This is a genomic window from bacterium SCSIO 12827, from assembly GCA_024397995.1.
Taxonomy (GTDB): Bacteria; Pseudomonadota; Alphaproteobacteria; order Rhodospirillales; family Casp-alpha2; genus UBA1479.
Map to the genome: position 1 here is coordinate 3,694,338 of CP073746.1, position 15,602 is coordinate 3,709,939.

13 protein-coding genes are annotated in these 15,602 nt (G+C 57.5%); 12 read left to right on the top strand and 1 reads right to left on the bottom strand.

Going from position 1 to position 15,602, the window contains the following annotated elements; genetic code table 11:
* Positions 1–105 precede the first annotated feature (105 nt).
* Positions 106–1,530 (top strand): pyruvate kinase, encoded by a 1,425-nt coding sequence (gene pyk / locus KFF05_17315; GenBank protein UTW51629.1) that lies wholly within the window; start codon positions 106–108, stop codon positions 1,528–1,530.
* Between the two features lie 29 nt (positions 1,531–1,559).
* Here pyk and KFF05_17320 read toward each other — a convergent pair whose 3' ends face one another.
* The gene (locus tag KFF05_17320) at positions 1,560–2,486 is read right to left on the bottom strand and encodes an NAD-dependent epimerase/dehydratase family protein (GenBank protein UTW51630.1); all 927 of its coding nucleotides are present in this window, start codon (positions 2,484–2,486) and stop codon (positions 1,560–1,562) included.
* A 122-nt stretch (positions 2,487–2,608) separates the two neighbouring features.
* Here KFF05_17320 and KFF05_17325 point away from each other — a divergent pair, with 122 nt between their 5' ends.
* From KFF05_17325 to KFF05_17375, 11 genes are all read left to right on the top strand, one after another.
* Entirely contained in the window at positions 2,609–3,481 is an 873-nt protein-coding gene (locus KFF05_17325; protein ID UTW51631.1) for a class I SAM-dependent methyltransferase, read from the top strand.
* Positions 3,478–4,512, top strand: coding sequence for a glycosyltransferase (locus tag KFF05_17330; protein UTW51632.1), 1,035 nt, complete (start codon positions 3,478–3,480; stop codon positions 4,510–4,512). Before KFF05_17325 ends, KFF05_17330 begins: the two co-directional genes overlap by 4 nt.
* Positions 4,513–4,551: 39 nt before the next feature.
* On the top strand, positions 4,552–6,528 hold the full coding sequence (locus tag KFF05_17335; GenBank protein UTW51633.1) for a hypothetical protein: 1,977 nt from the start codon (positions 4,552–4,554) through the stop codon (positions 6,526–6,528).
* 44 nt (positions 6,529–6,572) lie between these two features.
* Positions 6,573–7,844, top strand: coding sequence for a polysaccharide biosynthesis C-terminal domain-containing protein (locus KFF05_17340; protein ID UTW51634.1), 1,272 nt, complete (start codon positions 6,573–6,575; stop codon positions 7,842–7,844).
* Positions 7,845–7,914: 70 nt separating this feature from the next.
* A complete protein-coding gene (locus tag KFF05_17345; protein UTW51635.1) occupies positions 7,915–8,454 on the top strand; it encodes a hypothetical protein in 540 nt (179 codons plus the stop codon).
* Between the two features lie 4 nt (positions 8,455–8,458).
* Complete coding sequence (locus tag KFF05_17350; GenBank protein ID UTW51636.1) at positions 8,459–10,429, top strand: hypothetical protein; 1,971 nt, start codon at positions 8,459–8,461, stop codon at positions 10,427–10,429.
* A 255-nt stretch (positions 10,430–10,684) separates the two neighbouring features.
* The gene (locus tag KFF05_17355) at positions 10,685–11,236 is read left to right on the top strand and encodes an HAD family hydrolase (protein ID UTW51637.1); all 552 of its coding nucleotides are present in this window, start codon (positions 10,685–10,687) and stop codon (positions 11,234–11,236) included.
* A 29-nt stretch (positions 11,237–11,265) separates the two neighbouring features.
* Positions 11,266–12,009 (top strand): transaldolase, encoded by a 744-nt coding sequence (locus KFF05_17360; protein UTW51638.1) that lies wholly within the window; start codon positions 11,266–11,268, stop codon positions 12,007–12,009.
* Positions 12,010–12,027: 18 nt separating this feature from the next.
* Complete coding sequence (locus tag KFF05_17365) at positions 12,028–13,041, top strand: SDR family oxidoreductase (protein UTW51639.1); 1,014 nt, start codon at positions 12,028–12,030, stop codon at positions 13,039–13,041.
* Entirely contained in the window at positions 13,038–14,045 is a 1,008-nt protein-coding gene (locus KFF05_17370; protein ID UTW51640.1) for an NAD-dependent epimerase/dehydratase family protein, read from the top strand. The genes KFF05_17365 and KFF05_17370 overlap by 4 nt, the downstream gene beginning before the upstream one ends.
* Positions 14,042–15,598 carry an adenylyltransferase/cytidyltransferase family protein gene (locus KFF05_17375; GenBank protein ID UTW51641.1) on the top strand — a complete coding sequence of 519 codons (1,557 nt, stop codon included), beginning with the start codon at positions 14,042–14,044 and terminating at the stop codon, positions 15,596–15,598. Before KFF05_17370 ends, KFF05_17375 begins: the two co-directional genes overlap by 4 nt.
* The last annotated feature ends 4 nt before the right edge of the window (positions 15,599–15,602 follow it).

A 15,602-nucleotide genomic window follows, 5' to 3' on the forward strand; every position in this document is an offset into this window, starting at 1 on the left:
CGTTCCTGCTGCGTAGTGGCGCGGCGACCAAATCGCACATCAAGTCCCCGAAGGCCGTCGACAACCTGTCGGGAATACCTTCGTTTGTCGAAAAGGACGAATAATATGACACCCACTAAAATCGTTGCCACGATCGGCCCCGCAACGGCAACACCCGAGATGCTGCGCCGCTTGTCCGAATTCGGAATGTCGATAGCCCGGCTGAACGGCAGCCATGCCGATCTGGATTGGCACAGAGACGCAATCAAGCTGATCCGAGATACGCTGCCCCAAACGCCAATACTTTTGGACATTCCGGGGCGCAAGGTACGGACGATACAATTGGCGCATGAACCGTCTTTTTCGGCCGGCGACACCTTGATCCTGACCACCGACACGGTTCACGACGGCACCGAGAAAGTCCCCGTCAATTACGCCAATTTGCACAAGGACGTCGAACCGGGAACGACCATTTTGGCGGACGACGGCACGCTGCGGTTCACGGTTATGGAGATCAACGGCCCCGACATTGTTTGCCGTGCCGATGTCAATGGAACATTGCGGAGCCGCAAAGGCATCAACGTGCCAAATGTTCGCCTGGGTACGGATCTCATCACGCAACGTGACCATGACATGGTCGCCTTTGCCCGCGATAATGAGGTGGATTTCATTGGAATCAGCTTCGTCGAATCAGCCGCCCATGTCGAAGCAATCCGCAGCCTGACCGGCGGCACATGGCCCCGCATTGTCGCCAAGGTTGAGAACCAAGGCGGGATCGATAATCTGGAAGAGATCTGCAGTGCCACCGACGCCATCATGATTGATCGTGGCGACCTCTCCGTAGAGACGAATCTGGAGACCTTGGCCATTGCACAGAAGAAGATCATCATCGCGGCGACTGCCGCCGCAAAGCCGGTGATCGTCGCCACCGAAATCCTCCACAGCATGATCGAGAATCCGTTCCCGACAAAAGCCGAAGTCAGCGATATCACCAACGCCGTGATCGATGGATGTGCGGCGACGATGCTCAGCGGGGAAACGGCGGTCGGCAAACACCCAATTCAGGCAGTCGAAATGATGCAGAATGTGGCGAAGGCGGCCTCGTCACATGTACAATCGGTTCTCGACTACGACACGCCCGACGACAAAAAAGCTGTGCCCAAAGCTGTCGACGCAGCGATCGCGCTTATCTGCCGACAGTTGGCAATCTCGAAGATCGTCGCCGTCACCGTGTCAGGCTATGCGGCGCGATTGGTCGCATCCCACCGCCCGAGCCAACCGATTCTCGCCATCAGCAACGATCCCATCGCCGCGCGCAGCTTCAATCTTCTTTACGGAACGGAAGGCTTTTTCATTGATATCCCGTTTCCGAAATCCAGCACCGACCATGTTGTACATTGTCTTGAACATTTGTGGCGGATCGGAAAACTTGTGGATGATGATTTGGTACTGGTTACCGCCGTCGGCTATCCAAATACCGGCAATCGAATGAACTTGATCCAGACGCATTATATCTCTGATCTCAAGCAGGTATTTGACTGGCAGCCGTAACGAAGAGCCATCTTGCCGGGACGCAACTGTCACTCAGGCGCATTCATGAGGGCTTCCATCATCAATGCCACACCATGGTCGAACGGAACAGAAGCTTGGAACCCAAGAATTTCACGCGCCTTGTCCGGCAAGCCGACGGACAATCGCACGCCGGCATCGGCCAGCCCGTTGAAAACAACTTCAAGCTCCCTACCGGCGACACGCTCCAACTGATCAATTACCTGGGCGACCGTTACCGGAACTCCCGAACATATATTAATGACGTCGGCGCCTTTCGGCTCCCTTGTCGCCGCCGCGACGATCGCCCGAGCCGCATCGTCCACATAGATAAAGTCCCGTTGCTGCGATCCATCCCCTGCGACCGTCACCGGCTCGGCCCGAAGAACGCGATCTGCGAACAGACGGACCACGCCGCAGTAAGGAGAGGAAGGCAGTTGGCCGGCACCATAGACGTTAAACATGCGAAGGCCCATCGATGCCAGGCCCGTAGTTTCGGCGGCGGATGCCGCAGCACGTTCCAACGCCACTTTCTCCATCCCATGCGAATTGACCGGATCGCACGGGGTCGTCTCGGCAATTGGGCTGTTAGCGGCTTCACCGTAGACAGCCGCAGAAGAAGCATAGATCACAGGAATGCCGGCGGAGGCAGCTGTATCAAAAAAGGTATCTGCGGAATTTTTGAAAACTTCCAAATGGTCCGCACGGTTTGCTCTTGGGCAGTCGAGCACCGGAGACCCCGCCAAATGGATGCACCGATCAACCCCGTCAAGTGCCGAAACAAGGACCGTACGGTCGCCGACGGACCCATTGATCAGTTCAACGGCACCCGCCATCCCCGAAATTTGTCCATAGGCGAGATTGTCGAGTACGCGAACGCGATGCCCTGCAGACATGAGCCGCTTGACAACTTCACGGCCAATGAACCCACATCCACCGCTTACCAGGAAATTCGCCAATCGCCGTCTCGATCAAAATTTAGAGGGGATCAAAAAGTAGGCCGAGTATTAGTGCATGAATGGAAACGGCGCAATCCTCCCGTCCCCAGCGCGATGGGCGGTTTTACTGTCGGAGAATTTGAATGAACAGCGACCCTATTTCACAAGGCCATCGCGCCTGCATGGTTTGTGATGCGCCGTTGGTGCCGGCCCACCGGTACCCGGGGCTGCTGAAGTGCGACACCTGCGGCTTCCATACGGCAGATGTAAGCCTGTCGCCGGAAAAAATCCGCGCCCTATACGGCCACGATTATTTTCATGGCGCCGAATACGGTGATTACATTGAAGAAAAGAATGCCCTGCAGATTAATTTTATCCACCGCCTGGCTGAGATCCGCGCACTACCGGGATTATCCGCGAGCTCCAAGCTGTTTGAGATCGGCTGCGCTTATGGCTTCTTTATGGAGATGGCCGACACGGTATTCTCGGACGTCGCCGGAATCGATATCGCTGCGGATGCCGTCGCCTATGCCCGTGATGATTTGGGCCTGAACGCGGTAGAGGGTGATTTTCTGGAGGCTGACCTTCCTTTCACGCCCGACATCATCTGTATGTGGGATGTGATTGAACATCTGGAACGACCGGATCTGGTTCTAAAAAAATCCTCCGAAATTCTAGCGCCGGGAGGATATCTCTGCATCACTACCGGCGACATCGGATCATTTACGGCAAGGCTGCGCGGGCCGAACTGGCGCATGATCCACCCACCAACGCATCTCCACTACTTCAGTGTTGCGACCTTAGGACGCTTGCTTCAGCGCAGTGGAATGGACCTCATGTCGGTAACGCATCCGGCGGTCAAACGGACCATTGGATCCATGCTATACGGTGTCTTCGATCTCCGTTTGGGCGCACACAAGTTATACTCTCTATTGTCACGCCTGCCCGGGCAGGACTTGACGGTATCGCTCAATCTTCACGACATCATGCTTGTCATTGCCAGGAAGCCCACATGACCAACCGCATTGATCACGCAAGCGCGGCCGATCGCGAAAACCTGCGGTCGCTTGCCGGCAAACTTATTTCGGTAACCGCGCCCGCGTTAAACGAAGAAGACAACCTTGAGGCTCTCTGCCAACAGATCGCGGAAGCCTTGTCTCCGCTTACAGAGAACTACGAAATCGTCATCGCCGACAACGCAAGTTCCGACAATTCCCACGCACTGCTGCAGCGCCTTTCCGCTAAGGATCCGCGCATCAAATACGTCCGGTTATCACGCAATTTCGGACATCAGGGCGGATTGATCGCGGGAATGCACCATTGCGCAGGTGACATCATCATCACGATGGATGCCGATCTACAACATCCTCCCAAAGTCATCCCGGAGCTTTTGGAACAATGGCAAAAGGGCTTTGATGTCGTCGGCACCCAAAAGCAGGCCGTCGGCTACACGACACCACTTCGGCTGCTCTTAAACCACATATTCTATAAGGTGGTTGGCCGATCGACAGGCATTCCCCTCACCCAGCATCAATCCGATTTTCGGCTTCTGGACCGGGCCGCATTGAATGCCTTGCTGGCGCTTCCCGAGCGGGAAAAGTTTCTGCGCGGGCTTTGCCATTGGATTGGGTTTCGTCAGACCAGCGTAGAATTCAAACCTTCGGCGCGACAATTCGGTCGGACCAAATTCCGCTTCATGGGGCTGATGGCGTTTGCCATTCACGGGGTCGTATCCTTCAGTGTCTTGCCGTTGCGTCTGTTCACGATCACCGGCCTCATTGTCGCGGCGCTCGCGCTCGGCAATGCCGCTTATCTGATTTTCGATTGGCTTTTCGGGCTTTCCACCGAACCGCCGGCGGGCTGGCTGACGCTTGCCACAGGGGTCTATTTCCTGGGAGGTCTGCAATTGGTCGGAATCGGTGTCTTGGGTGAATACTTGGCCCTGACGTTGGTCGAATCTCGCCGCCGCCCGAGCTTTATTGTGGCAGATGCCAACACACCGATGTACGTTGGCGACACCGCGACACCGCGATCAACTTCTCCCTAATCAGCCAATACAACCCGTCAGCCCAAGCGATTCAGTCCAATGTGCGGCATCTTCGGCATCATTTTGAAAAACCGCAACAGCGTCGCCCGGAATACGTTCGAGCACGCCTTGAATTTTCTGTACACCGCATCCATGGCACGCGGGCGGGATGCCACGGGATTGGCCCTTCATGATGGCGCCAAGGTTCATATTATCCGGCGCGACTGCGATCCCACCATGATGCTGGCCAGCAACGCTTATCGGCGCGTCATCGCCGAGGGGTTCGCTGCCGATGCCGCCGCCCCTCTGATCGCGTTCGGACAGTGCCGGTTGGTAACCAACGGATCCCTTGCGATTGACGATAACAACCAACCCGTAACGGCGGGCAACATCGTCGGCGCGCACAACGGAATCGTGATCAATGACGATAGCCTGCTGCCTCAAACGGCTGCCGCCGCGTCGGAAAAGACCCGGCCAACCGCATTGGCGGAAACCGTTCATGCGGCCAACGACACAACACGGTTGATGCAAGCAATCGACGCGGCTCTCGGTCACACAGGTGACCTGCGGGCAGCGGTCGGCGACGTTTTCGGGCGGCTTGAGGGCGAAGCTTCCGTGGTCGTTATGTCCAGGCTTAATGCCACATTGGAGCTGGCCACCAACACCGGCTCTCTGTATTTCGTCCAATCCGACGAATCAGAAGCGTTCGCTTTCGCGTCTGAACTGATTTTCCTGAAACAGCTGATTGCCAATAGCCCGATCTTCGCGGGTATAGATGAACACAAGATCGTTCATCTTCACCCGGGCGAGTACGCCCACATCAACCCGCGTACGATGGCCCTGCAACAGGGATCGCTCAACTCCCCATTGATGGCCGCCCCCGAAGATGGGGCGCTAGACACGACGCAAACGATTGCTGTCCCATTGGTTCGTGTCTCGAATTCGGCCGGCGCCTTACGCCGGTGCACGGCCTGCGTGCTACCTCATACGTACCCCGGCATTTCGTTCGATGACAAAGGCGTCTGCAATTTTTGCCGAAACCACAAGCGCCAAAAGGTCCACGGCCGGTTGGCCCTTGAACAACTTTTGGACAAACATCGGCGGACCGACGGGCGATACGACTGCATTGTCGGGTTGAGCGGCGGGCGTGACAGCAGTTACGGCCTGCACTTGCTTAAGACAGAGTACGGAATGAATCCGATTGCCTACACCTACGACTGGGGCCTTACCACGGACCAGTCGCGGCGAAATCAGGCAATCATGTGCAGCAAGCTCGGCATTGAACACATCATCAGAGCGCCGGATATCGGGAAGAAACGCCGTCACATTCGCAAAAACATCAACGCTTGGCTGGAACGTCCCCAGCTTGGCATGGTTCCGTTGTTTATGGCGGGGGACAAAGACTTCTATCAGCTCGGCCGCGACCTGAAGCACGACTACGATGTTGATTTGACCGTGTTCTGTTCAGGTTCCCTTCTCGAACAACGACAGTTCTTCGTCGGGTTCTGCGGTGTCCATGATCACGTCACCTATACGGCACGACTCTATGGCTATCCACTGAAGGTCAAGGCACAGCTCGCGTTTTATTACGCGTCCCAATATCTGCTCAATCCGCGCTACCTCAATGAATCGCTGTACGACAGCATCAGGTCTTTCTTCACCAGCTTCTTGTTCAAAGACGATTTTCTGTACCTCTACGAGTACATCGATTGGGATGAGGGGAAGATCGATGCAACGCTCCGCGATCTCTACGACTGGCAGTCGGATTCGCGCTATGGGAAAAACCAGTGGCGCATGGGAGACGGCCAAACGGCTTTCACCAACTACATCTTCCACGCCGTCGCGGGGTTTTCGGAGTTCGATAATTTTCGCTCCAATCAAATTCGCGAAGGCTTGATTGATCGGGAAGAAGCCATGCGGCTTGTGACCGAAGACAACCAACCCAAATGGGGCGCGCTTGAGTATTTCGCTTATGTGATCGGGATCAACCTCGACGAGGTTCTGGCCAAGATCAACAACATTCCAAAGCTGTATTGACCCAACCACCCAATTTCCCTGCACGCGATGCAGCCGGCCGCAACTTGGCCGCAGATACGAGCTGGAATCTGCTGTCGCTGGCAGTGCAGGTTCTCGCGGGTGCCGGCTTGACCATCGGTGTGTATTTCGGCTTCGGCAGCACGTCTCTTGGCATCTTCAATCAGCTTTATGCGATCTTTGTAATCAGCGGTCAGTTGTTCGTTTTCGGGCTGAATGATTCAGCCCTGACGCACTCTGCGCGGTACAGTGATAAGCCCCGCCAATCCGACATGATGCTCGAGACCGGCCTCCGTTTGGCGTTTCTCGGTGGTGGTATTGGCGTGGCTGTGATTTTCGCGGCGGCGATCCTCGGTGGCGAAACGATATTGAGCGCAGAGGTACGGGAGGGCGTTGCTTTTTTAGCGCCCGGTATCTTCCTGTTCGTAATCAACAAGGTGCTGTTCGGCGTTCTTAACGGGCGGCGCTGGTTTTTTCGCTTCGCCTTGGTGCAGGCGGTGCGGGCCCTCGTGTTGGTGGCCTCGGTTTTTGCGGTGCTTGGTTTTGACGCATCTCCCGGGCTGCTCGGCTTGTGTTTTACCTTCACAGAAACCGTCGTCCTGGCCTTTAATTTCGACCTGGTCCGCGATGCCTGGCGTATCCGTTCAGAAAGGTGCGGTGATCCTGACGGGTTTCACTCCTGGATACGGACCCACTTGTCATTCGGTATGCGCGCCGTTCCGCACGGGCTTCTTTCCGAAACATTCATACGCCTCGATATTCTGGTTCTCATGCTGTTTGTCGATGATTCCGCGATCGGCATTTACAGCTTTGCCGCATTTTTCGTTGAAGGCGTCTATCAATTGCCCGTCGTCATTCGCAACATCACGAACCCGCAACTTGTTCCTTTATTCACTGCCCGTGCCGGGAAATTGTTTCGCCGTCTCGTGATCCGAAGCGGGGGAGTCAGCCTGATCCTGACGGCATCGGCGACAGCCGTCATCCTCTTGGCGGCCCCCCAAGTGTCGCGATTGATCACAATCCAAGATTTCGATTCCATATACGGCATCTTGTTGATCATTCTGCCCGCCCTGACGTTTTATGCGTTTTCAATACCTTTCGATTTCGCGATCCTGCAGGCAGGGCGGCCCGGCCTGCAAAGTATGTTCATGACGGCAACGACGCTTGTGAACCTTGTCGCCAATCTCATTTTGATTCCGAGCTACGGGCTGCAGGGCGCGGCAATAGGAACAGCAATCGCTCTTTTCAGTTCGACCCTGATTCTCTGGCTCGTTCTAATCTGCGTGATTCGCATCCACACTTGGCCACATGACGGATAGTTAAAGTTCCCCCCTCATACATTACTTAGCCGGCGATGCCGCCGGCACGTCGAGTTCGAGGAGAAGCCCCATGTTGAAATACATCGTGAAAATGTATTGGCAAGACGATAGCTGGGTCGCCGTCGTACCCGACCTTCTTGTTGCCGGCAAAGGCCCCACAGCCGCTGCTGCCGTTGATGCCGCAATTTCACGTGCCGAAGAAACTGAGCGCAACCTTACTGAGGCTGGTTTTGCCGAAGTCAGCAGTGAGGGGACCACCCTGTCGATACATCGCCCCAGATCCCTTCGCGACATCGCCGTCGAAACCTTAACCGAGTTTGGTCTGCGCGCGGCAATCGTCGGAGTTGTCTTGCTGGTCCTATTGCTTCCCGTGGCCGTCGGCTTATTTAGCTTCGCACAACAGCTGAAGACCGAGGTCCTCGCAGAAATCAGTGTGGTTCGACAGGACCTTCTGGGGGACTCCGTCGACAGCTCCAGCGACAAGGGCGAGCGCCTCCGGATTCGCGCCGAACGCCTGCGCGATATGTTGACGCCCGCCGCAGAAGAGCTTCGGCCGCTGGTTCGCATCCTTATGGGCACGGACACCGCAAATAACGGCACCGGCAAATAGGCCGATGGCTGCGAAGCTTCCGAACGGCGCGAACGTCCGCTCAGCGTCTGCGGTGGTGGCGCTGACGGCCATCCAGCCCGCGTTACACCAGCGTTGGATCGCGCCACTGCTGGCCATGGTCCTTCTGGGCGCCCTGGCGTTTGGTTTGGGGTGGCATCAACTGGTTCCAATCCTCAGCAAGTGGGAAGCATTCCAGTATTTCTACAACTACGCGACCGTCGATCCTCATTTGTCATTCGCGATTGCCCCGCGGGCAAACATCGGTGGACAAGGGTATCCCTTGCTGGACATGGGCCGGTTTGCAACGGACCTTTTCGGCCTTTCGCTTCCCACTTTCCGGACGGCGTCTTTGCTGTATGGGCTCGCTGCCTACGGTCTGATCATCGTCGTCTTTCGCCGATGGTTTGGACTATATGCTGCCTTGGCCGGTACGACGCTGACCGTGCTGAGCATCGGCTATCTGTTCATGTCGAATCAGATGCTCGTGTTCACGCCAACTTCTCTTCTTTGTGTGCTGTTAGTGGAACGAACACAAACTCTTGGCCGCAAACCAAATTGCTTGATTGCCCAATCCACGGTGGTGTTCGTCCTAGCCATGCTATTGATCCATTATGCCATGGGTCGTTACTTCGCGGTCGGTTGGATAGCCTGGTTTTTCTTGTCACGCATCGCCGTTGCGCAGCGCGTGTTCGGCTTAGGGGCAGCGTGGCGGGAATTCGTTTCGTGCCAATTTCGCCTCGCTTTCGGAATTACCATTGCGACCGCGACGCTACTCTGCCTGCTTGACCCGCGTAACGCTGCTTATCTGATCGATCCGGTCAGCATTTTTTTCCCCGACCAATGGGACGAAGTTGAAACGTCACCCGGAAAGTTACTGCCGACGGTGCTCGGAAATATCGCCTTACTTGGCGAAATGATCTTTCCTTTCCTGACGCAGGCCGCACCCAATCTACCGGACCCGCTGCTAACCGGCGCACGGGCACCAATACTGAACTATTGGCATACGCCGTTTCTGATCCTCGGGTTTTGCGTCGCCGTTGTTCGAACCGGGCGGCGGACGGTTGCGGACGTTCTGCCGTATGCATCCATCCATGTGATTGCATTCCTGACGCTCGGCCTGACGTTATTTTCCGAACAGATTGGCGATCTGGCGACCATCTCGGCGAACCGGACATTTTGTGGATTTTTCGCGTTTGCCGGGTACATCGTGGTGGCATTTAAGTGGATCGCCGAAAAGGCCCAGAATCAGAGCGCACTCTTACGGTTCGGGCTTTTGGCGCTTCCCTATATCTTTTGTGCTGCTGCGGTGCCCGTTCTCAATGTGACATTTCGCGGCATGTCTGAACGGATCTCGGCCATGGCGACAATCGACGATGTCAAAAGGCAGTTTTCACCCGTTCCCACCGTCCTTCCTGCTGGTATCCAGGCGGATACCTACCTACACGCACGCTACGCCCGTCTGGCGGAGCGCCTGATGCCGTGGCAAGCATGCTTCGCCAGACACGAGGTCGTTCTGTTAAGGGTCAGCCCGCAAATTCTACTCAACCGCGGCAAGTATGATGGTCTGCATTATATTCACAATTTCAATGACTTATCGTCCACCTTTGCTCTGTACCTAAGCAATCTCGGCATGAATGTCGGCCATGTCGTCGTCCATGGCATACGCGCCAAGGGGTACAAGGATCGCGGTCATGGGTACGGCGGACGGCCCCGGGTATTCTCCGGCCCAATCGCTTGGCGAGATGAAGAAATTATCTACCCTGCGCGGGGACCTCGCGCATTTCAGTTAGTGGCCTCACACCAGGGCCGCATCCCCGACTTCATCGTTACCTTTTCCCAAGCGGAAGCAGACGCCGCCAGGCAGCTGCTGGCGGATTTGGGGCGCCGCACGAGCGAACCCGTTCCGATCACCTCCCTGCCGGCGTCATTCATAAGGGCCGATGGCGCAAGCACGCCGTGTCAGGCAATTCGGTAGGCCGACAACAGGGCTTGGGAGAAGCGAAGCAGACCGATCTGAAACGGCAGAAATCTGCGGTTTTATGATTGCATCGACACCACCACTGTGCAATATTCTGACTTCATTGTTCACTGCATGAACATCGGGCAGCCTGCGTCTCACACACCTCTCGTGCCCCCATCCGGTATTTCGCCGTGGTTTCACCCGGAGTGCGGTAGCATGGCGTGATGCCCTTAAGATCTGCCCCATCCAACAGCATGCCGGTTTCCGCCCATGGCACCCAGTGAGCGCCTTCGCAAAGCCGTCTTTCTTGACCGTGACGGCGTGCTGTCCCGATCCGATGTGCGCGACGGCAAGCCATATGCACCGACCCGGTTTGAGGATTTCGACATTCTCCCGGATGCGGCAGGCGCCCTTGGCGCCTTGAAGAAGGATCGTTTCCTGTTGATCGTTGTGACCAACCAGCCGGACGTCGGCAACGGCCATGTCGACCGTGCCGTTGTCGAAGACATGAACGCGCGATTGGCCCGCGATCTGCCCATCGACGCCGTGAAGGTTTGCTATCACGGACAAGCCGACGGTTGCGATTGCCGCAAGCCCAAGCCTGGCATGATCCTGAATGCGGCCAAGGAATTCGATATCGACCTTGCCGCCAGCTTCATGGTCGGCGACCGCTGGAGTGATATCGACGCCGGCCGCGCCGCAGGCTGCCGAACTGTATTCATCGATCGCGGCTATGGCGAAAGGCGCCCGGTGACCCAGGATTTCACCGCTGCATCCATGGGCGAAGCCGCGGATCTGATCCGCACCGCCGCCCATCTCTGATCCACCGAGGAAGTTAAAGGAACCTCGCCATGCCGGACGTCAATGACCTGACCATCAAGCTTTTCGCCGACGGCGCCGATCTGGACGGCATGATCCGGATGTACGCCAACCCGCTGATCAAGGGCTTCACCACCAACCCAACCTTGATGCGCAAGGCAGGGGTGGGAGACTATGAAGCCTTCGCCCGCGAGGTGCTGAAAGCCATTCCGGACCGCCCGGTCAGCTTCGAAGTGTTCGCCGACGACCTGCCGACGATGGCCGCGCAGGCGCGGGCCATCGCCGCCTGGGGGCCCAGCGTTAACGTCAAAATTCCCGTCACCAACACCAAGGGCGAATTCACCGGCCCGATCATCGAGAAATTGTCGGCCGAAGGCGTGCAACTAAACGTCACCGCCGTGTTCTCGCTGGATCAGGTCCGCGCCATCACCGATGCCTTGGACAAAGAAGTGCCGGCCATCGTCTCCGTTTTCGCCGGACGGATCGCCGACACGGGTCTCGACCCCATGCCGCTGATGGCAGAGGCGCTGAAGATCATGGCCGACAAGCCCAAGGCAGAGCTGCTCTGGGCCAGCCCGCGTGAATTGCTGAACGTCATCCAGGCTGATCAGGTCGGCTGTCATATCATCACCGCGACCAATGACCTTCTCGGCAAGCTTGGGGGCATCGGCAAGGACCTGGAAGTCTTCAGCCGAGAGACCGTCCAAATGTTCTACAGCGACGCCAGCGCCGCCGGCTACACCATCGTCACGCCCGCCGACGCGGCCGCCGAATAACCAACGGAGCTTCGAGACATGCCCAACGCCTTCAATCACGTCCTGATCACCGGCGGCGCCGGATACGTCGGCAGCCTTCTGGCACCGCAGCTGCTTGCCCGGGGATACAAGGTCACCGTGTTCGACATCATGTATTACGGCGACGATTTCCTGCCCAAGGACAACCCCAACCTGCGCGTCGTCAAAGGCGACATCCGCGACACGGCGGCGCTCAAGGGCGCGCTCGACGGTGTCGACGCCGTTATCAGCCTGGCCTGCATTTCCAACGACGCCAGCTTCGAGCTGGACGAAAACCTGTCGACCTCGGTCAACCTGGACGCCTTCGAGCCCATGGTGATCGCCGCCAAGGAAGCGGGGGTGAAGCGTTTCATCTTCGCCTCGTCGTCATCGGTCTACGGCGTGTCTGAATCGCCTGACGTGACCGAGGACCACCCCCTGGTGCCGCTGACCTTGTACAACAAGTACAAGGGCATGTGCGAACCGCTGTTGTTCAAGCATCAGTCCGACGATTTTGTCTGCGTCACCATCCGTCCCGCGACCCTGTGTGGATACGCGCCGCGTCAGCGCCTGGACGTGTCGGTCAACATCCTGACCAACCATGCCGTGACCAACGGCAAGATCACCGTGTTCGGCGGATCGCAGATGCGCCCCAACCTGCATGTCCAGGACATGTGCGATTGCTATGAAATGCTGCTCGACCTGCCGAACGACAAGATCGCTGGCGAAACCTTCAACGTTGCTTTCCAGAACATGAGCATCATGCAACTGGCCGAGATCGTCAAAAAGGTCGTCCAGGAAGAGTTTCCCGAAAAGGGCGATATCGACATCGTTACCACGCCGACCGACGACATTCGCTCCTATCACGTCAATTCCGACAAGATCACCCGCATGCTCGGCTTCTCGCCGAAATACAACATCGAAGACGCGGTGCGCGGCCTGTGCCGGGCCTTCCGCAACGGCGATCTGCCCAACAGCATGGATGACGACAAGTACTTCAACGTTCGCCGCATGAAGGCGCTTAACGCCGCATGACGACCAAACCGATCGCCATTGTCACCGGCGGCGCCGGGTTTATCGGCAGCCATATGGTTGACGTGTTGCTGGAGCGCGGCCACGCCGTGCGTGTGATCGACGACTTCTCCGGCGGCCATGAACGCAATCTCACGCACCTCGCGGGCAATCCCGACCTCGCCGTCGAACATGCCGACATCCGCGCCCTCACGCCGGGGTCGGCATTATTCCAAGACGCCCGCTTCGTGTTCCATTTCGCCGGCATCGGCGACATCGTGCCGTCGATCGAAAAGCCCATCGACTACATGGACATCAACGTCCAGGGAACGGTGAAGGTTTTGGAATGCGCGCGCGCGGCCGGCGTGCAGAAACTGGTCTATGCCGCGTCATCGTCCTGTTACGGCCTGGCCGACGTGCCGACCCGCGAAGACCATCCCATCGACCCCAAATATCCCTACGCCCTCAGCAAGTACCAGGGCGAACAGGCGGCCCTGCACTGGCACAAAGTTTACGGCCTGTCGGTCAACGCGATCCGCATCTTCAACGCCTACGGCACCCGCGTCCGCACCACGGGTGCCTATGGCGCCGTGTTCGGCGTGTTCTTCAAGCAGAAACTGGCCGGCAAACCCTTCACCGTCGTCGGTGACGGCACCCAAGGCCGCGACTTTCTTTATGTCACCGACGTGGCCCGCGCCTTTCTGGCAGCGGCGGAGACGGAGCACACGGGTGAGATCTACAATCTGGGCGCGGGCAATCCTCAGACGGTCAACCGCCTGGTCGAACTTTTGGGGGGCGAGGTCGTTTACATCCCCAAACGTCCGGGCGAGCCGGACTGCACCTGGGCCGACATCGGCAAGATAACAAAAGACCTAGGCTGGGCGCCTGTGGTGTCGTTCGAAGAAGGCGTCGGCCGCATGACCGCCGAGATCGAGAACTGGCGCGATGCGCCATTGTGGGATCCGACAAGCATCGAACAGGCGACCAAAACCTGGTTCAAATACATGGCGCCGACGGACAAGACATGACCGCTGAATTTTTCGAAAAATACCAATTCAAGCTGAAGACCGCCGCGGAACTGCGCGACCTGATCGGCCCCTTCCCGCGTAAGAACAAGGTGATCATGTGTCACGGCGTGTTCGACGTCGTGCACCCCGGGCATGTCCGACATCTGGCCTATGCCAAAACCAAGGCCGACATTCTCATCGCCTCGATCACCGCCGACAGGCATATCAAGAAAGGCACCTACAGACCGCACGTCCCCGAGCGTCTGCGCGCCTTGAATCTTGCCGCGTTCGAAATGGTCGATTACGTGATGATCGACGAGAATGCCAAGCCGCTTGAGAATCTTCGCGGCCTTCAGCCCGACCTTTTCGCCAAGGGGTTCGAATACACCTCGGGCGGGCTTCCGGCGGCGACGCAGGAAGAAGCTGATATCGTCGAAGGCTATGGCGGCGGCATGATCTTCACACCGGGCGACATCGTCTATTCATCATCGCGCCTGATCGAGCTTGCCGCGCCGAACATTCAGATGGAAAAGCTGCTGACGCTTCTCCACACCCATAATCTGAGCTTCACCGATCTGCGGGCGACCTTGGACAAGATGCGGGGCTTCCGCGTCCATGTCGTCGGCGACACCATCGTCGACAGCTACACCCGGACGTCACTGATCGGCGGTCAAACCAAGACACCGACCTTCAGCGTACTTTACCAAGGCAAGGACGATTACATCGGTGGCGCCGGCATCGTCGCCCAACACCTGAACGCGACCGGCGCGGACGTCACTTTTTCAACGGTCCTGGGTAAGGACGTGCTTGCCGATTTCGTGATCGACGGCCTGAAAGAGGCCGGCATCAAGATCAACGCCATCATCGATGATACCCGCCCGACAACCAACAAGAACGCCATCATTGCCGGCGGGTACCGCCTTCTGAAGGTTGATACCCTTGACAACCGTTCGATTTCCGAAGGCATTCTCGAACAGCTGACCTCGAAGATCACGGGCACGGAAACCGATGCCGTCGTGTTCAGCGATTTCCGGCACGGCATCTTCAATCACTGGACCGTGCCGCAGTTAACCAGTGCCATTCCGCACGATGTCTATCGCGTGGCCGACAGCCAGGTCGCCAGCCGTTGGGGCAACATTACCGAGTTCAAGAACTTCGACTTGGTCACGCCCAACGAACGGGAAGCACGGTTCGCGCTGGGCGATCAGGATTCCACCGTCGGCGCGCTGGCCAGCGCCTTGGTTTCCGCCAACGCATGTAAACTCCTAATTCTCAAACTCGGTGACCGCGGTGCGTTCGTTTCCCGGCCCAAAATCGGCACAGAGGATGAAGGCAACTATTTCTCCGTCGACAGTTTCGCCCACAACATCGCCGATGCTGTCGGCGCGGGTGATGCGCTGCTGTCCTACGCAACGATGACCATGCTGGCGACCGGTAACGAAGTCATTGCCGGAATCCTCGGCTCCATGGCCGCCGCCTGCGAATGCGAGATCGACGGCAATGTGCCGATCCGTCCGGGCGACGTTCTGGCCCGCATCGACCAAGTCGAAAAAGCCGCCGGGTACGGCGGCTGACGCA